Source organism: Roseovarius bejariae, from assembly GCF_009669325.1.
GTDB classification, from domain to species: Bacteria; Pseudomonadota; Alphaproteobacteria; order Rhodobacterales; family Rhodobacteraceae; genus Roseovarius; species Roseovarius bejariae.
On the sequence record NZ_SZWE01000002.1, the window covers coordinates 389120 to 405874 of the forward strand.

Here is a 16755-nt window from a genome sequence, read left to right on the forward strand (position 1 = left end):
CCCCCCAAAGGCAGCAGTCTTGCGAGGCAACTTATCGGAATTGGACGCGGGGGAAAACTGCTAACTGGTCAATGTCGGCCTCACGCGCTAGGACTTGGGGCCACAGATGCAAGGAGGCAGCAGATGACGACACCCGTCGCAGTGACTTTCAAGGAAACCGACAACGAGGCAATCGCCGGGGTCGAGGGCCGCGTGGCGGTGATCGTCACCCCCGATGGCAAGCTGGATCTTTCTGCACGGCGGGTGAATCGCCTGACCAAGGGTGCGGTGAAGCGGCTGGTGGAAAGCGAGGCGTGGGGCAAGATGAAACCCGGGCAGGTCAAGAGCCTTGCGATGCCCGTGGGTATGGCGGCAGAGGCCTTGGACGTTGTCTGTTTGCCGCGTTCGGCGACGGTTGAAGAGGCGCGCAAGGCCGGTGTGGCCCTTGGCAAGGTCAAGGGCGATGCGGCGCTTCTGGTGTTGGCCGGGCCGCTGCGCCGGGTGGCGGAGCTGGCGCTTGGCGTGGCCCTGCGGGCCTATGCCTTCACCGCGCGCAAGACTGCTCCGGTCGAAAAGGCGGGCACCGTCACGGTGATGTCGAACAGCCCTGAAGATGCCGAGGAAAACTTCAAGCCGCTGCGCGCCGTGGCCGAGGGCGTCTTCTTTACACGCGATCTGGTGAGTGAGCCGGCGAATTACCTGACCACGACAGAATTTGCCGCGCGGATCGAAGCGCTTTCCGACACCGGCCTGAAGATCAAGGTGTTGGACGAGGCCGAGATGGAAGAGCTTGGCATGGGCTCGCTTCTGAGTGTCGGGCACGGCAGCGCCAGCCCGTCGAAACTGGCGATCATGGAGTGGAACGGCGGTGAGAAAGACGCAGCCCCCCTGGCACTTGTCGGCAAGGGCGTGGTGTTCGACACCGGAGGCATCAGCCTCAAGCCCGCGGCGGGCATGGAGGACATGACCATGGATATGGGTGGTGCCGGTGTTGTCTGTGGCGTGATGAAAACACTGGCCCTGCGTGGGGCCAAGGCCAATGTCGTGGGCTTGGTCGGGCTTGTCGAGAACATGCCCTCGGACCGCGCGACGCGGCCCGGGGATGTTGTGACCTCGATGAAAGGCGACACGATCGAGGTGATCAATACCGACGCCGAGGGGCGTTTGGTGCTGGCCGATGTGCTGTGGTACGCACAAGAGCATTACAAACCGGCGGCAGTGGTCGATCTGGCCACGTTGACCGGCGCGATCATCATCGGGCTGGGCCATGAGAATGCGGGTGTTTTCAGCAATGACGACACGTTCGCGGGTCATTTCCTCAAGGCGGCAGAGGCCGAGGGCGAGGGGGCGTGGCGTATGCCCATGGGGCAGGCCTATGACGACATGCTGAAATCCGACATCGCGGATATGAAGAATGTTGGCGGGCGCCCTGCCGGGTCGATCACGGCGGCGCAATTCCTGCAACGTTTCGTCAAGGACGACGTGCCGTGGATGCATCTGGATATTGCCGGTGTGGCCAGCGTGAAATCCGACACCACCTATGCGCCCAAGGGCGCCTCGGGCTGGGGGGTGATGGCGCTGAACCGTCTGGTCGCGGATTGCTACGAAAGCTGAAACCATGGGCGCGGCCTTTTTCTATCACCTGACGCGCAAGCCCCTTGAGGTGACCCTGCCCATGCTGCTGGACAAGGCGCGTGGCGCAGGGTGGCGCGTGGCGGTACGGGGGCGCGAGGCCGCGCGGATGGATTGGCTGGATGAAAAGCTGTGGCTGGGGCCCGAGGACGGGTTCCTGCCGCATGGTCGGGCGGGGCAGCCACATGAGGCCGACCAGCCCATCTTGCTGACCACCGAGGCGGCGTTGCCCAATGGTGCGGCCTGTCTGATGACGGTCGATGGGGCCGAGGTTGCCCCCGAGGAAGTACAGGTGCTTGAGCGGGTCTGTGTTCTGTTTGACGGCAATGACGAGGCCGCCGTGCAGGTGGCCCGCGATCAATGGAAGGCACTGACCAGTGCGGGCTGTCAGGCGCAGTATTGGTCCGAAGCCTCGGGCCGGTGGGAGAAGAAAGCCGAAGCCTGAGGCGCGGATTGCCGCGCAGGGCGGTCAGTTGCTTGCATTCCGCGGCGCAATATTGTTGCGTGTGCCCTGACAGACATCACGGAGCCGCCCCATGCGTATTGGCCTTTATCCCGGCACTTTCGATCCCATCACCTTGGGGCATATCGACATCATCCGCCGTGCAGCGATGTTGGTGGACAGGTTGGTGATCGGGGTGGCGATCAATCGCGACAAGGGACCGTTGTTCACTTTGGAAGAACGGGTGGCGATGATCGAGGCGGAATGTACCAAGCTGAGCGAGCAGACCGGCACCGAGATCGTGGCGCATCCGTTCGAGAACCTGCTGATCGATTGCGCCCATGACGTGGGGGCGCAGGTGATCGTGCGGGGCCTGCGGGCCGTCACCGATTTCGAGTATGAGTTCCAGATGGTGGGGATGAACCGGGCCCTCGATAGCTCGGTCGAGACGGTGTTCCTGATGGCCGATGCCAACCACCAGGCGATTGCCAGTAAACTGGTCAAGGAAATCGCCCGGCTGGAGGGGGACATCAGCAAGTTCGTCACGCCCCCCGTCCGTCAAGCGCTTTTGGACAAGTTCCGGTAAGGGACGGACGGGCCGCGCGGGGCGGCCCCTTCCTGTCAGGCGTATTCAGGTGCGCGGGTTGGTTTCTCCGCCGCGTTGCCTGCCGTGGTCGGGCGGAGCAATTTGCCCATGGCCGCCGCCGTATCGGCCATGCGGTTCGAAAAGCCCCATTCGTTGTCATACCAGCTCAGGATGCGGCACATGGTGCCGTCTTCCATCACGCGGGTCTGATCGGTGGCGAACACCGAACTGGCCGGGTTGTGGTTGAAGTCCGATGAGACAAGCTCGCGCCCGATGAGGTCAAGCACCCCGGCAAGCGGGCCTTGCGCGGCCTCGCCGATGATCTGGTTGATCTCCTCGGGGGTGGTTGGGCGCGTGGTTTCGAAGGTCAGGTCAACGGCGCTGACGTTGGGGGTGGGCACGCGGATGGCCGTGCCATCGAGCTTCCCCGCGAGGTCCGGCAGGACAAGGCCCACGGCCCGGGCCGCGCCCGTGGTGGTGGGGATCATGTTGAGCGCGGCGGCGCGGGCGCGGTAGAGATCCTTGTGCGCGGTATCCAGCGTGGGTTGGTCGCCCGTGTAGCTGTGAATCGTCGTCATGAAACCGCGCGTGATTCCGATGGCGTCGTGCAGGGCCTTGGCCACGGGGGCAAGGCAGTTGGTGGTGCAGGAGGCGTTCGAGACGATCAGGTCATCTGCTGTGAGCTGTTCATGGTTGACGCCAAAGACGACCGTGCGGTCCGCGCCCTTGGACGGGGCCGAGACCAGAACCCGCTTGGCGCCGTTTTCAAGGTGGATTGCGGCCTTGTCGCGGTCGGTGAAGATGCCGGTGCATTCCATGACGATATCCACGTCCTGCCAAGGCAGTTCCGCAGGGTCCCGCAGGGCGGTGACAAGGATGGGGCCTTGACCCACGTCGATGCTGTTCTTGTTGGTTTTCACCGGGGCGGGAAAGCGCCCGTGCACGGAGTCGAATTCCAACAAGTGGGCATTGGTCTCAACGGGTGCAAGATCGTTGATGGCAACCACCCGTAGGTCGGTGCGGCCCGATTCGACAATGGCGCGTAGGACATTGCGACCGATGCGCCCAAAGCCGTTGATGGCAACTTTGACTGTCATTTTATGGGTCCTTTCCCTTGCGTTAGCGCTAACATTTGCGCGTTTATTACGCGAACCAATACGCAGCTGTCAATGTCGGAGGGAAATTGGCAAGCGAAAGCTTAGCGCCAGAAAGCCATCCACTCGATCAGATCGGCAAGCTTGCGGGCAAGGAACAGGGTATTCGCCCAATCGAACAGCATGGCATCAAGGCCAAGCGCCCCCAGTATGAGGAGGCCCAGAACGATGGAAGACGTATTCGTCATGTTGGTCTGTCCCGTGATCATGTGCTGGTGACTTGATGCCAGAGGCGCAGGGCCCTGTCACGATGCTTCTTTGCGGAGTGGGGTGACCGAAGGGGCAAGGGGGGCATTCATCAAGTCATCCACCAGCACCCCCAGAAGGGCGCCCCGACCGGGTACACCAGCTTTGCGGTAGATCGCGTTCAACTGGGATTTGACCGTACCCTCGGCAGAGCCGCGCATCTCGGCAATTTCGGCGATAGAAAGGCCCTTGATGGTGAAACCGGCGACATCCTGTTCCGCGGCGGTCAGGCCCCAGTTTTGAAAGTGGTCTATCATGATGTCGTGAAAGGCCCCGGCCGCGATGGAGACCTGATTTTCCAGATGAGCTTTGCGGCGCAGGAGGGCCATAAGGGCGCGCACCTCGTAAACAATGGCCGAGACGAGGGCGAGCGCGGCGATGGTTTCAATGGCGATATGCAGGTTGGCAAGCGCCCGCAAACCGTTTGGCCCCAGGTCGTCCACGACATCCCAAAGGAAAAACGCGGCGCAAAGGCTTTGCACCGCGATCAGCGCAATCAGCGCCAGAGGCTTGTTTCGGTCGCCTTGGATCATGGCACCAGTTTTACGTCATCTGGTACGCGTTTGGTACCTGTGACCATGGCCCGCGGCAGATTTACGCCTGTGCGCCAACTCTCCCAGATGACGGCAGCGACATGCAGGACAACCGAGATTTCGGCCCAAGTCACAAGTGCCTCATGGGCCTCTTCGACCCAGTCGACGCCCCAAAAGGCATTCGTCGTCATCATCCAGCCGGTGAGGCCGATGGCCAACAAAGAGGCCAGCAGGTTGAATATCATCAAGGCCCCCAATGGCGTATGCCCGAGGTGAGCCTTCCTGCGGCGCGTGGCGAGGTCCGAGAGTTGTTCGGTTACCCCGTTCCGGGTGGGCCAGAAACTGGAGAAGCGGGCGCTTTTCGGGCCGATAAGCCCCCAGAGGATGCGGAAGCCCACAAGGGCGAGAACGATATAGCCGACCCATTCGTGCAGTTTGCTTTCATCGTCGGTCAAAAACGCATTGGCAAGGAACCCGGCGGCGACGCTCCAATGAAAGAGGCGCACGAAAGGGTCCCAGATTTTGTGATCAGTCATGGTGAAGGTCCTTCCGGAGCAGTTGGCGGACCCTGTAACAGGGTCCGCCGGGCGCGATCAGTCGTCCATTTTGGTTTCGACGACTTTGAGATCTTTATCGAGGTAAATCTCATAACGGGCGCCATCCTTGAGAGCGTAGGCCTCGTACATGCCATCCTCGGTGTCGACCTTGCGCACGTCATAACCTTGCTCGGTAAGTTGGGTCTTGATTTGCTCTGCCTTGGCGGAGTCCATTTTGACGTAGTCGTCCGAGGCGTGCGCCATGGAGCCTGCGGTGATGGCAAGTGCGAGGGCGATGATACGTGTCATTGGCTTATCCTTTGCGTTTGTAAAGAGAACGCGGCTTGCGTGGCCTGCGTTGGCAAGGGACATGACGGTATTTGGTGGGGCAGGCCATTGGCCAAAGGTTCATTACGGCGTTTTATAACCGGGGTTTATGTGGGCGCGATGGTAAAAGAAAACCCCCGAGTGCGCAGGCGCCCGGGGGTTAAGTGTTTGAACAGAGCGTGTTTATTAGGCGAGGCGGCCCATGGCGACGGCCACGTCGGCCATGCGGCACGAAAAGCCCCATTCGTTGTCGTACCATGCCAGAACGCGCACCAGGCGGCCCCCGGTAACGCGGGTCTGATCAGGGGCGAAGATCGAGCTTTCCTCGGTATGGTTGAAGTCGACGCTGACCTTGGGCTCAGGATCGTAGCCGAGGACGCCCTTCATCGGGCCTGCGGCGGCTTCGGCGACGATTTCGTTCACATCGGCGGCGGTCACGTCTTTCTTGGCGATGAAGGTCAGGTCCACCGCCGAGACATTCGGGGTCGGCACGCGAATGGCTGAGCCGTCGAGCTTACCCTTGAGGCTGGGCAGGACCTCGCCCAGGGCCTTGGCGGCCCCGGTGGAAGTGGGGATCATCGACATGGCCGCGGCGCGGGCGCGATACAGATCCTTGTGGCGGCGGTCCAGCGTGGGCTGGTCGCCGGTATAGGCGTGGATCGTGGTCATGATACCAGACTCGATGCCGATACCCGCGTCCAGAACCTTGGCCACCGGCGCAAGGCAGTTGGTGGTGCAAGAGCCGTTGGAGATCATGGTTTCCCCGACTTGCAGGTCGGCATCGTTGACGCCGTAGACCACGGTGCGGTCAACATTCTTGCCCGGAGCCGAAAGCAGGACCTTGCCCGCGCCACGCTCAAGGTGCTTCTTGGCTTTCTCGCCGTCGTTGAACTTGCCGGTGCATTCCATCACCACGTCGACCCCGGACCAATCCAGTTCGTCCATGTCGTAGGTGGAGTACATCTCCATCGGGCCACGGCCTAGATCCATGGTGCCATCGCCAAGCGTGATTTCGTTCGGGAAACGGCCATGTACACTGTCGTATTTCATCAGGTGGGCAGCTGTGTCCAGCGGGCCGGTCGCGTTGACCTTGACCACCTTGATGTCATTGCGGGTGCTGGTGGCGATATGGGCGAGGGTGCAACGGCCAATACGGCCAAATCCGTTGATCCCGACGGTGATCGTCATGGGGGCATCTCCTGCATGCGTGAAATTGCACGCGGTATAGACCTCGGGGGCTTTGTCGGGAAGGTCCAAAAGCGGAGTTTTGGTGTGAAATTCAGGGTGTTAGCGATAACCGTTACCGCAAACCTGAGTGTTGGAAGAGCGATTGCGCTAACGCGCATGTCGGCCCCGCGACTCAGGTGTGGCGGGGGCCATGGCAGCCCCCGCCGCGTTGCTCAGGCGACCATCTTGGCGACGGTCTCGCCGAAGGTCGAGGGGGTCGGCACGATGGCCACGCCCGCGTCCTTCAGTATCTCGACCTTTTCCTGCGCCGATTCCCCGAAGGCCGAAACGATCGCGCCCGCGTGACCCATACGGCGGCCCTTGGGGGCCGACAGACCGGCGATATAGGCGGCCACGGGTTTGGTCATGTGGTCGCGGATGTATTCGGCGGCTTCGGCCTCCTGCGGGCCGCCGATTTCTCCGACCATGACGACGGCGTCGGTTTCGGGATCATTCTCGAAGAGTTCGAGAATGTCGCGGAAGCTGGACCCGTTGATCGGGTCGCCGCCGATGCCGATGGAAGAGGACACGCCGATGCCCTTGGATTTCATCTGGCTTGCGGCTTCGTAGCCGAGGGTGCCCGAGCGGCCCACGATGCCCACGCGGCCCGGCATGTAGATCGAAGGCGGCATGAGGCCGGCAAAGCCCTGACCGGGGGTGATGATGCCCGCGCAGTTGGGCCCGATCAGGCGCATCCGCTTATCGGCCTTGTAACGGCGCATGTAGCGTTTGACGTGGATCATGTCCTGTGCGGGGATGCCATCGGCGATGCAGACGCAGGTCTTGATGCCCGCATCGGCGGCCTCCATGATCGAGTCGGCGGCGAAGGGCGGGGGAACGAAACTGACCACCATGTCGGCGCCGGTTTCGGCCACGGCCCCTTTGACCGTATTGAAGACCGGCAAATCAAGGTGCTTGGTGCCGCCCTTGCCGGGGGTCACCCCGCCCACCACGTTGGTGCCGTGCTTGATCATGTCCTGCGCGTGGAAGCTGCCGATGCGGCCGGTGAATCCGGTGACCAGAACCTTGGTGTCGCTGTCGATGAGAATAGCCATTACGAGGCCTCCTTGAGTGATGCGTCCTTCCAGGCGCCGACGACTTTGTCGGCAGCCTCGGCGAGGGTGTCGGTGGCGATGACGTTGACGGAGCTTTCGGCGAGGATTTTCTGACCTTCCTCGACGTTGGTGCCCGACAAGCGCACCACCACGGGGATTTGCAGGTTGAGTTCCTCCATGGCGCGGATCACGCCCTCGGCCACCCAGTCGCAGCGGTTGATGCCCGCGAAGATGTTGACGAGGATCGCCTCGACCTTGGGGTCGTTGAGGACCGCCTTGAAAGACATCAGAACGCGGTCGGGGCTGGCCCCGCCGCCCACGTCGAGGAAGTTGGCGGGTTCGCCCCCGGCCATCTTGATCATGTCAAGCGTGGCCATGGCGAGGCCCGCGCCGTTGACGATACAGCCGATTTGCCCATCGAGGCCGATGTAGTTGAGGCCGTTGTCGCTGGCGAAGGTTTCGCGTGTGTCTTCCTGGCTTTTGTCACGCAGTTCCGAGATTTCGGGGCGGCGGAACAGGGCGTTGTCATCGAAGCTGACCTTGGCGTCGAGCGCGACGATTTCGCCTGCCTTGGTGACGACCATTGGGTTCACCTCGACCATGTTGGCGTCCATGTCCCGCATCAGGCGATAGCAGCCCATGATGGTCTTGACCGCCTGCGGGATCAGCGCCGGGTCAAGGTCGAGCGAGAAGGCGATCTCGCGGGCCTGGAAGGCCTGCATGCCGACGGCGGGGTCAACCACCGAGCGGATGATCGACTCGGGCTCCTGTTCCGAGATTTCCTCGATCTCCATGCCGCCTTGGGCCGAGGCCACGACGACCACGCGTTCCAGCTTCCGGTCCATCACGAAGCCAAGGTAGATTTCTTGTGCGATGTTGGTGGCCTCTTCGACATAGAGGCGGCTGACCAGTTTGCCCTGCGGGCCGGTCTGATGGGTGACGAGCTTGCGGCCCAGCATCCATTGTGCGGCGTCCGCGACTTCCTGTTCGTTGGAACAGATGCGCACGCCACCGGCCTTGCCGCGGGCGCCGGAGTGGATTTGTGCCTTGACCACCCAGCGTTCGCCCGAAAGCTCGCTGGCACGATAAACCGCCTGTTCGGGGCTGTAGGCGATGCCGCCGCGCGGCACCTGCACGCCGAAGCGCGTGAGCAGGTCCTTGGCTTGGTATTCATGGATATCCATTTGATTTTCCTCTCTTATCCGTGCTGCGCCTTGATGGCGTCGTCGACGGTGATCACGTTGTTGGCCATGCGTTCCGAGGCGGCGTCGATCATCTTGCCATCGAGGCTGGCCGCGCCTTTTCCTTCGGCTTCTGCTTTCTTGAGTTCCTCGATGATGCGACGGGCGCGGGTGACCTCGGCCTCGGGCGGCGAGAAGACATCGTTGGCCAGATCAATCTGGCTGGGATGGATGGCCCACTTGCCTTCGATGCCAAGGGCGGCGGCGCGCTTGGCGGAGGCGGTGTAGGCTTCGGGATCATTGAAGTCGCCGAAGGGGCCGTCGATGGCGCGCAGCCCGTAGGCACGGCAGGCGACGGTCATCCGTGAGAGGGCGAAGTGCCATTGATCGCCCGGGTAATCGGGGTTCAGCCCGCCGATCACGACGGTACGCGCGCGGTTGGAGGCGGCGTAATCGGCCACCCCGAAATGCAGCGCCTCAAGGCGGCCGGGGGTGGCGGCGATGGCCTCGACATTGGCCATGCCGAGAGCGGTTTCGATCAGGGCCTCAAGGCCAATTTTATGAGTGAATCCCATGGCTTCCTCGATTTGCGAGACCATGGTTTCGACGGTGTAGAGGTCCGACGGCACGCCGACTTTGGGCACCAGAATGGTGTCGAGATGCTGGCCTGCCTGCTCCAGAATCTCGACCACGTCGCGGTACATGTAATGGGTATCGAGACCGTTGATCCGGATCGAGACGGTCTTGCCCTTGGCCTTCCAGTCGATGTCGTTGAGGGCCTGAATGATATTGGCCCGCGCGTTAACCTTGTCGGGCGGCGCGACGGCATCTTCGAGATCGAAGAAAATGTAATCCACATTGCTGTCGGCGGCCTTCTCGATCATCGAGGGGTTGGAGCCGGGAACGGCCAGCTCGGACCGTTGAAGTCGTTGTTTTTTAAGGGGATAGAGAGTGTAGCTCATGTGGGGTGTCCTTTGGGTCTGCGGTTTAGGTCAGCTTGGACCGGATGGGCGCGGGGGGACACTTTCGCATGGGTGGCAATGCCCGCCGGGGGATGGGGTGCGGGCCTGAACGGGTAGGGCGGCCCTACCCGGCAGGGCCGCGCCGGGATGCCGGTGCACACAGTCGCTGCGGTGCAGAGAAGTTTAAGGAAAACAAATGTTTATGATCGGAAACTTATGTGCCGAAACTGGGCATTGAGGGCGTTATGACCTGTCGGTTCGCGCCGCACTTGTTAACCTTTGCCGCGAATCGGGGGTAAGGGCTTGGTTAACAAGAAAAACCCCCATGCTGTAACGCGTCGGTTTTACGTCGGTATCGCGTCGGTATTTTTTCCCGCACCCCCCGGAATTAACAGGGCGCGCGGTGAGAAACGTACGAAACGTACGTGAGTTTCGTACGGTTTGCGCAGTAAGGGCCTATCTTGAAGGGCGGTTTTGCGGGACGGAGCGGGCATTCGCCATGGACCCGTAACAATGCACTGAAGGTCGGATCGATGACCAGCGACTACCGGTCTGTTTGCTACCCATGTGTCACTGCAAGATAGGTGAGTTTTCGGTTTTTGATTTCGGTTATTGAACGCTACCCGATGAGAATAATTTTAGGTTTTGAATAGCAAGACTATGGTGTTGCCTTCATGTACATTGCGACTTTTGGGCGAAGGCAATCACTGCCATAGGGTCACAGTCGTTACTGTGGTTCTACAGGAAACGGCCTTTACCAAATGGATCGAAAATCGCCTTCCTTCCGTCCATGCCTTTGCATGAGAGAAATTTTTTTGCTAATTTCAGATTCTTATTTTTATTGGGAGGATAGTAATTTGACCTTCAAAATTATTGCCACAAGCATGGTTGCTTCAGTGGTAGCTTTGCCAGCATTGGCTGCTCCAGTAGATCTCAGTTCGTGGCTTCAGGACGGCGGTGGTGGCTGGAACCTTGAATCCGACAACAACGGGGTCAAGCAATTTGGTAACTCTCCTCCGGGCGTATTTCACAACAATGAGAACAGCCAGGGGCAATCCCTTTCTGGAAGCATCGAAGTGCAATCGGCCAGCGACAATGATTTCGTCGGGTTTGTGCTGGGATATAACGAAGGCGACATCGGTGGAGGCAACGTTGGTCAGGACTATCTGCTGATCGATTGGAAACAGGGCACCCAAGCTGGTTGGGACGCAGGCCTAGCGATATCCCGAGTTACCGGAGATATCGCAACCGGCGGTACGAATACCGGTTCGAGTGCATGGCAACATAACGGCGTCGTAGAATTTCTCACGCGATCCAACGCGACTGGTTCTAATTTCGGCAATACCGGTTGGGCCAATAATACGGAATACACGTTCGACCTCGAATTCACGTCGTCAAATGTCAAAGTGTTCGTTAACGACAACCTGGAGATTGACATCGACGCATCGGATTACGGTGGCGATCCGTTTGCCGATGGCTCGTTTGGCTTTTACGCGTTCTCGCAAACAGGCGGGCGCTACGCTGGCCTCGAAGAAGCTGATCTGCCTCCGCCGATACCTGTTCCCGCTGGCTTTCCGCTGGCGCTCAGCGCGCTGGCAACCTTGGGCTGGCTGGCCCGCCGTCGTCGCGTGAACTGAAACCTAGCAGAAGCTTGATATCCGCCTTTCGCTTGCCTCAAAGGTGAGTGAAAGGCGTAATTCTAGAAAAACCATTACAGACGTACTGTAGTTTGGTCTTTTTGACCATACGCGTATTTAAACCAAAGCACATCCGCTCTGGGCTGATTGTGTTGAAAAACTCAGGCGTCTCAAAATCGCCCGTGGATTTCAGAGTTCGGTTCGGCTAGGAGACGCGTTGGCAAACGAGATTTCCAGAACGAGGCAGTGGCGGGATGAAATCCTGTCGATTTGGCCTGTTTGGTTTGTGCCTCGAATTATCCAACAAAATGAGCTCACTCCCGTTATTCGCCGCATGTTGCGGAACGGGCCGCTTTTGGCAAAGCGGCCCGGTGGTGCATAGTCAGCCCCGGCGGTGCGAGGCCGGGCAGGTTCAGGCGGCCTTGCTTTGCCCTTGCCGCGCGTCCGGCGTTGAGGCGCGGAACTGCTCGGATGCGGCGGCGAGGCCGGAGCCGGGCTCGACCTCGGCGCCGCAATCGCGCAGGGCCATTTCGGCTGCCGAAATCGCGCCGCAAAGCATGACCGCGTTCATCGAGCCGATATGACCGATGCGGAAGGCGCGACCGGCGAGGATGTTGAGGCCGGAGCCAAGCGAGGTCTGGTATTTGTAATAGGCGGTCGAGATCACCTCGCGGGCATCGACGCCCTCGGGGGCATAGATGGCCGAGACCGTGTCGGAATAGCTGGCCGGATCGCGGGCCACCAGATCACATCCCTTCCACGCGGCAACGGCGGCGCGCGTGCCTTGGGCAAGGCGCGCGTGGCGGGCCCATGTGCTTTCCATCCCGGCCTCGAGCAGCATGTCGAGCGAGACACGCAGCCCACGCAGGAGTTGCGTGGCGGGCGTATAGGGGAAATAGCCGGTGTCGTTGAGGGCGATCATATCCTCGAAGCTGAAGTAGCTGCGCGGCATGGAGGCGGTCTTGCTGGCCTCAAGCGCCTTGTCGGAGACCCCGAGGAAACCGAGGCCCGCGGGTAGCATGAACCCCTTTTGCGAGCCGGCCACGGCCAGATCGACGCCCCATTTCTCCATCTCGAACTCGATCGAGCCGATGGAGCTGACGCCATCGACGAAAAGCAGGGCCGGGTGGCCTGCTTCGTCCAGTGCCTTGCGGATGGCGGCAATATCGGAGGTGACGCCGGTGGCGGTCTCGTTGTGGGTGGCGAAGACGGCCTTGATCTGGTGGCTGGTGTCGGCCTTTAGGCGCTCGGCGTAGTCCGCGACCGGGACGGGGTTGCCCCAGTCGGTGTCGCAAAGGTCTACGTCGAGGCCGAGGCGGGTGGCCATCTCGGCCCAGAGCAGCGAGAACTGGCCGAAGCGCGACATCAGCACGCGATCGCCGGTGTCGAGCGTGTTGGTGATTGCGGATTCCCATGCCCCGGTGCCGGAGGAGGGGAAGATGAAGACGCGGCCGTTTTCAAGCCGGAAGACCTTCTTGATGTCGGTCAGGACACCATCGACGAAGCCGCCGAAATCGGGGGCGCGCATATCTTCCATGGGGATGTTCATCGCCTGACGAACGGGTTCGGGCACATTGGTGGGGCCGGGAACGAAAAGGTGTTGATAGCCGTGCATGGGATTCCTCCAGTCATGGGTTTTCCCTTGTATCGGCGGGGAGGGCCGGGGGCGTAATGCCCGAGTGAATACCCAAGGTGAGCGGCTGGCGGGAGGCGGCCCCTAGTGGGTAGGGCGGCCCCACCCGTTCGAGTGAAAGCGCACATTGGCATGCGGTTGCATACTGAAAAATCGTTGAAAATCACCGGTTTAGGGTGCTTTTTTGTCGCAATTCGAGGCGTGGGAAATGGAGGCGTTTGCTGTACACTGAGCAGATGGAGGAGACCAAAATCATGACCGCGGCGCCTGTAGACAGCGCCACGAGGGATGCCCCGCAGGTGATCGTTGCCGACCGGCAGGTGATCGTTTGCCAAGGGATCGGATCGCTTGTGTCGCAAATTCCCGAGGTCACGCTGGGGGCCTTTGCCACCGACAAGGCGAGCCTCAAGACACTGTTGTCGGGGGCGCCGGAGCGGTCGATCCTGATTTTGGGTGTGCGGCTGGCGGATGGAGATCTGACCCAGGTGCTTGAGATGGTGCGTCGTGATTATCCGCATGTCATGGTGGTGGTCGTGGCCGAGGACAGCGAGTTCGCCTTTATCCGCGCGGCGATCAAGCAGGGGGCCAATTCGGTCTGCATGATGAGCCAGATCCTGACCAGCCTGCCGAAGATCTTGGGCAAGCTGGTGGAAGGGCATTCGATCGTGCCCACGGATATTCTCAAGCGGCTGACTTCGGAAAACACCGATGCGCTGTCGCGGCGTGAGCATGAGATATTGGCGCTGCTGGTGGATGGCCTGACCAATTTCCAGATTTCCGCGCGGCTGGGCCTGAGCGAGAACACGGTGAAATATTACCTCAAGGCGATTTACCAGAAGCTCGACGTGAATTCGCGCGGGGCGGCGATTGCCAAGTATGTGGCCGGGAATTACTGAGCCTGCGCAGTTTGGCGCGTCGGTAGGTCAATGTTCTTCGAGGCATGGGCCACGGTGGCCTGCGCCAGAACTGTGCGGGCGTGGCTATCTATGTCGCGCAGCATGGGCAGGAATTCCTCGGAAAAGCGGTATTCGATGATGCGCTTTTGGGGCAACCAGAATTGAAAGCGGCAAGTGCCGTATTGGGCCGCCTTGCGATAGCTTTGACAGGTGCCGAATCCGGTGGCGCTGCCGGTGTCGTCGGTGAGGGCATAGCTTGCCCCGCGCGCGGCGGCCTTGCCGATGCAGCCATCGCGGGTTTCATAGCGCGGGCCACGGTTGCGAAAGGCCTCAAGGGCGGCTTGGGCGGAGGTGGGGGACATCTCCTGCAATCGTGTGATACCCGGTGCGATTTCACGGTCGAATTCGCAATTGAACCTGGTCAGTTTTTCGAATTCATCGGTGAATGACGGGACGGTGCCCCAATCCGGGGTGCCATCGTAGAGGCGCTGTTGCGAAGGTAGGGAGATTTCCAAGGCGCTGTTGGGGTGATCCTCGAACGTGCCTGCGAGGGTGCCGAAATCGGGAAGTGTGACGAGAAGTTTCAATGTGGACTCATCCGGGGTGGGCTGTCGTGGGCGCAACTCGGTCGAAAGCACGGCGTAACCCTGTTTGTGAGTCTTTTCGACGTCTTCTGCGCTGATGAGTGTGACGCGCTTGTAGTCCACGGTTGGCTGTACGTTCGCGGACTTGGGAAAGCTGAAGGCCCAGACGGCGTCATCATGGTTGCCCCAGTGCCGATCACGGCCCGCGTCACGAAGCATCACTTGCTGGCGGTCCGGGTCAAAGTAGGGCGCGGGCTGTGGCGCGGGGGTGTAGAGATGGGCAATGGCCACGTCCAGAAGCCCGATAAGGCCGATAGCGGCCAGCCCTATGCGCGCAGTCAGGGGACGCAGGCCAATCCAGAGCCGTTTGTGGCCGGACCTGTCGTATTCCCGGGCATTTTCGGGGGCAGGAGCCTCGGGCGCGGGGCCGTATTTTTCGCCGCGGTAGGTGCCTTTGCGCAGGGCGACCCCTGACAGCGCGATCAGGCCAAAGAGCGGGCCCAGAATTTCGCCATCGGCAAGCTGTGTTGTGATGTAGGCGGAGGAGATAAGGATGGTCAGATACCACCAGCCGCTAAGCCCTATGTCGTGAAACCGGCGGATGGTAACCGTTATGGCCGGCACGAAGAGCGCCAGTTCGATCAGGGTGCCCACGATACGGAGCAGATAGAACCCGTGAGACGGATCGAGCCAAAGACCAAACAGCGGTTTCATGCGCCATGAGCCGGTAAACAGTGCCAGAAGCACCATCACCGCCAAGGTGAACAGAGTGAATCCCCAAAACTCGGATCGGGAGGCGCGGCCTTGGATGGACCAATACTTTTCGATGAGGCAGGATTTGACTTTACTCTTAAAATGCATTTTCAACCCAGGCGTTTGATGTTCGCCTAGGTTTCGCTAGTAAATTGGGCAATTTCTGGCAGCCGATGTGATCTTGCTGTGATGCTGTGGCGCGAGGTTAGAGGCCGTGCCCCCGCGCGTGGAAGATGAAGCCCAGAAAGTTCAGCAACAGCTGTGCCGCGAGGATCGAGGTGGAGTCTGTGGGGTCGTAGTCTGGGGCGACTTCGACGAGGTCTAGGCCCACCACCTCGTGGTTTTGCGCCACGTTTTGCAGCACTTCCAGCACTTCGTAATAAAGAAAGCCGCCGTGGCTGGGCGTGCCGGTGCCCGGCGCGATGGAGGGGCAGAAGCCGTCGATGTCGATGGTGACATAGACGCGGGCGCCCTTGGGGATGCGCCCTGCCGTGGCCTCTGGCCCCAATGCGCGCATTTGCCGGACCGAGAGGATATCGGAGCCGCGCGCGCGAGCGTCGTCATAGCCATCCTTGGCGGTGGAACTGACGTTGCGGATGCCCAGTTGGGTGAGGCCGGTGACATAGGGTTTTTCCGAGGCGCGGCGCATCGGGTTGCCGTGGCCGTACCGCACGCCGTGGCGTTCGTCGACGAAATCGAGGTGCGCGTCGATTTGCAGGATGTGGATATCGCCTTGGTCGTCGAAAGCGTTGATGCAGGGGATATTGACCGAGTGATCGCCGCCGATGGTGACGGGCAGGGCACCGGCCTTGAGGATGGCGCGCACGCCGGACTCGATATTGGAATGGGAGGATTCGGTCTGGGTGTGGATGATGTCAGCATCGCCTATATCGACCATGCGCACCGAACCGGGTAGGTAGGTTACATCGTCTTCATGGTCATAGGCGCCAGCGTGGCCGAAGCTGAAGAGGGTCGAGGCCTCGCGCACGCCGCGCGGTCCGAAGCGTGCGCCCGAACGCCATTGGGTGCCCGCATCGAAGGGCGCGCCGAGGATGGCGACATCGGCGTCGATGGCGGACCAGTCCGAGACATAGGGGCGTTTGCCGAAAGTGGAGATGCCGACGAAGGGCAGGTCGAGCCGCCCGCTTTCATAGCCGTGTTTGGTCATTGTCCGGTTCCCTGTTGCCAAAGGTCAAAAGTTCGTCTCGGTCACTGTTGAGCGAACGTAGAAGGTCAGATCGTCGTCCTAGATCATCAGGCAGGTGTCGGACAAGGTGTGGCCCGACAGGTCATTGAGGGTGGTGGTGCCTTGGGCAGGCGTGAAAAGGGATGGGGCCAGCCCATGGGCAAGGCTTTTTGCGGGAAGATGGGGTGTGTCACGCTGACATCGGA

Annotated in this window: 17 protein-coding genes; 5 read left to right on the forward strand and 12 right to left on the reverse strand. The window is 60.8% G+C overall.

What is annotated here, in order from left to right:
* The first annotated feature begins 123 nt into the window (after positions 1-123).
* The 3 genes from FDP25_RS15930 (at position 124) to coaD (ending at position 2639) form a co-directional block, all read left to right on the forward strand.
* The gene (locus tag FDP25_RS15930) at positions 124-1593 is read left to right on the forward strand and encodes a leucyl aminopeptidase (RefSeq protein ID WP_154154562.1); all 1470 of its coding nucleotides are present in this window, start codon (positions 124-126) and stop codon (positions 1591-1593) included.
* Positions 1594-1597: 4 nt separating this feature from the next.
* The gene (locus tag FDP25_RS15935) at positions 1598-2056 is read left to right on the forward strand and encodes a DNA polymerase III subunit chi (RefSeq protein ID WP_154154565.1); all 459 of its coding nucleotides are present in this window, start codon (positions 1598-1600) and stop codon (positions 2054-2056) included.
* Positions 2057-2147: 91 nt separating this feature from the next.
* Complete coding sequence (gene coaD / locus FDP25_RS15940; RefSeq protein ID WP_154154568.1) at positions 2148-2639, forward strand: pantetheine-phosphate adenylyltransferase; 492 nt, start codon at positions 2148-2150, stop codon at positions 2637-2639.
* Positions 2640-2674: 35 nt separating this feature from the next.
* Here coaD and gap (FDP25_RS15945) read toward each other — a convergent pair whose 3' ends face one another.
* The 9 genes from gap (FDP25_RS15945) to FDP25_RS15980 form a co-directional block, all read right to left on the reverse strand.
* Positions 2675-3736, reverse strand: a complete 1062-nt coding sequence (gap, locus tag FDP25_RS15945) for a type I glyceraldehyde-3-phosphate dehydrogenase (protein ID WP_154154571.1) — start codon at positions 3734-3736, stop codon at positions 2675-2677.
* 101 nt (positions 3737-3837) lie between these two features.
* Positions 3838-3981 (reverse strand): hypothetical protein, encoded by a 144-nt coding sequence (locus FDP25_RS17110; RefSeq protein ID WP_172982830.1) that lies wholly within the window; start codon positions 3979-3981, stop codon positions 3838-3840.
* Positions 3982-4038: 57 nt separating this feature from the next.
* Positions 4039-4572 carry a helix-turn-helix transcriptional regulator gene (locus tag FDP25_RS15950; protein WP_154154575.1) on the reverse strand — a complete coding sequence of 178 codons (534 nt, stop codon included), beginning with the start codon at positions 4570-4572 and terminating at the stop codon, positions 4039-4041.
* Entirely contained in the window at positions 4569-5108 is a 540-nt protein-coding gene (locus FDP25_RS15955; protein ID WP_154154578.1) for a cytochrome b/b6 domain-containing protein, read from the reverse strand. The genes FDP25_RS15950 and FDP25_RS15955 overlap by 4 nt, the downstream gene beginning before the upstream one ends.
* A 57-nt stretch (positions 5109-5165) precedes the next feature.
* Entirely contained in the window at positions 5166-5417 is a 252-nt protein-coding gene (locus tag FDP25_RS15960) for a PepSY domain-containing protein (RefSeq protein WP_154154581.1), read from the reverse strand.
* A 204-nt stretch (positions 5418-5621) separates the two neighbouring features.
* Positions 5622-6623 carry a type I glyceraldehyde-3-phosphate dehydrogenase gene (gene gap / locus FDP25_RS15965; protein WP_154154585.1) on the reverse strand — a complete coding sequence of 334 codons (1002 nt, stop codon included), beginning with the start codon at positions 6621-6623 and terminating at the stop codon, positions 5622-5624.
* A 212-nt stretch (positions 6624-6835) separates the two neighbouring features.
* Positions 6836-7717, reverse strand: a complete 882-nt coding sequence (gene sucD, locus FDP25_RS15970; protein ID WP_154154588.1) for a succinate--CoA ligase subunit alpha — start codon at positions 7715-7717, stop codon at positions 6836-6838.
* The gene (locus FDP25_RS15975; protein ID WP_343032104.1) at positions 7717-8919 is read right to left on the reverse strand and encodes a malate--CoA ligase subunit beta; all 1203 of its coding nucleotides are present in this window, start codon (positions 8917-8919) and stop codon (positions 7717-7719) included. Before FDP25_RS15975 ends, sucD begins: the two co-directional genes overlap by 1 nt.
* A complete protein-coding gene (locus FDP25_RS15980) occupies positions 8916-9860 on the reverse strand; it encodes an HpcH/HpaI aldolase/citrate lyase family protein (RefSeq protein ID WP_154154595.1) in 945 nt (314 codons plus the stop codon). Before FDP25_RS15980 ends, FDP25_RS15975 begins: the two co-directional genes overlap by 4 nt.
* 800 nt (positions 9861-10660) lie before the next feature.
* On the opposite strand from FDP25_RS15980, the gene FDP25_RS15985 reads away from it, so the two are divergent.
* A complete protein-coding gene (locus FDP25_RS15985) occupies positions 10661-11497 on the forward strand; it encodes a PEP-CTERM sorting domain-containing protein (protein WP_172982831.1) in 837 nt (278 codons plus the stop codon).
* A 412-nt stretch (positions 11498-11909) separates the two neighbouring features.
* Here the strand turns inward: FDP25_RS15985 and FDP25_RS15990 are convergent, their stop codons facing one another.
* The gene (locus FDP25_RS15990) at positions 11910-13112 is read right to left on the reverse strand and encodes a pyridoxal-phosphate-dependent aminotransferase family protein (RefSeq protein ID WP_154154601.1); all 1203 of its coding nucleotides are present in this window, start codon (positions 13110-13112) and stop codon (positions 11910-11912) included.
* Between the two features lie 272 nt (positions 13113-13384).
* On the opposite strand from FDP25_RS15990, the gene FDP25_RS15995 reads away from it, so the two are divergent.
* On the forward strand, positions 13385-14026 hold the full coding sequence (locus FDP25_RS15995) for a LuxR family transcriptional regulator (RefSeq protein WP_246175951.1): 642 nt from the start codon (positions 13385-13387) through the stop codon (positions 14024-14026).
* Here the strand turns inward: FDP25_RS15995 and FDP25_RS16000 are convergent.
* Both FDP25_RS16000 and speB read right to left on the reverse strand, forming a co-directional pair.
* Entirely contained in the window at positions 14020-15471 is a 1452-nt protein-coding gene (locus FDP25_RS16000) for a DUF805 domain-containing protein (RefSeq protein ID WP_154154607.1), read from the reverse strand. The two genes, FDP25_RS15995 and FDP25_RS16000, sit on opposite strands and share 7 nt — an antisense overlap.
* Before the next feature lie 97 nt (positions 15472-15568).
* Positions 15569-16531, reverse strand: a complete 963-nt coding sequence (speB, locus tag FDP25_RS16005; protein WP_154154610.1) for an agmatinase — start codon at positions 16529-16531, stop codon at positions 15569-15571.
* Positions 16532-16755: the final 224 nt, after the last annotated feature.

Bases quoted from the DNA above. Each gene is read 5' to 3' on its own strand.
- FDP25_RS15990 (WP_154154601.1), bottom strand. From the start codon at position 13,112: ATGCACGGCTATCAACACCTTTTCGTTCCCGGCCCCACCAATGTGCCC.
- speB (WP_154154610.1), bottom strand. From the start codon at position 16,531: ATGACCAAACACGGCTATGAAAGCGGGCGGCTCGACCTGCCCTTCGTC.
- gap (WP_154154585.1), bottom strand. From the start codon at position 6,623: ATGACGATCACCGTCGGGATCAACGGATTTGGCCGTATTGGCCGTTGC.
- FDP25_RS15995 (WP_246175951.1), top strand. From the start codon at position 13,385: ATGACCGCGGCGCCTGTAGACAGCGCCACGAGGGATGCCCCGCAGGTG.
- FDP25_RS16000 (WP_154154607.1), bottom strand. From the start codon at position 15,471: ATGCATTTTAAGAGTAAAGTCAAATCCTGCCTCATCGAAAAGTATTGG.
- sucD (WP_154154588.1), bottom strand. From the start codon at position 7,717: ATGGCTATTCTCATCGACAGCGACACCAAGGTTCTGGTCACCGGATTC.
- FDP25_RS15930 (WP_154154562.1), top strand. From the start codon at position 124: ATGACGACACCCGTCGCAGTGACTTTCAAGGAAACCGACAACGAGGCA.
- FDP25_RS15985 (WP_172982831.1), top strand. From the start codon at position 10,661: ATGAGAGAAATTTTTTTGCTAATTTCAGATTCTTATTTTTATTGGGAG.
- FDP25_RS15960 (WP_154154581.1), bottom strand. From the start codon at position 5,417: ATGACACGTATCATCGCCCTCGCACTTGCCATCACCGCAGGCTCCATG.
- gap (WP_154154571.1), bottom strand. From the start codon at position 3,736: ATGACAGTCAAAGTTGCCATCAACGGCTTTGGGCGCATCGGTCGCAAT.
- FDP25_RS15935 (WP_154154565.1), top strand. From the start codon at position 1,598: ATGGGCGCGGCCTTTTTCTATCACCTGACGCGCAAGCCCCTTGAGGTG.
- FDP25_RS15980 (WP_154154595.1), bottom strand. From the start codon at position 9,860: ATGAGCTACACTCTCTATCCCCTTAAAAAACAACGACTTCAACGGTCC.
- coaD (WP_154154568.1), top strand. From the start codon at position 2,148: ATGCGTATTGGCCTTTATCCCGGCACTTTCGATCCCATCACCTTGGGG.
- FDP25_RS15955 (WP_154154578.1), bottom strand. From the start codon at position 5,108: ATGACTGATCACAAAATCTGGGACCCTTTCGTGCGCCTCTTTCATTGG.
- FDP25_RS17110 (WP_172982830.1), bottom strand. From the start codon at position 3,981: ATGACGAATACGTCTTCCATCGTTCTGGGCCTCCTCATACTGGGGGCG.
- FDP25_RS15950 (WP_154154575.1), bottom strand. From the start codon at position 4,572: ATGATCCAAGGCGACCGAAACAAGCCTCTGGCGCTGATTGCGCTGATC.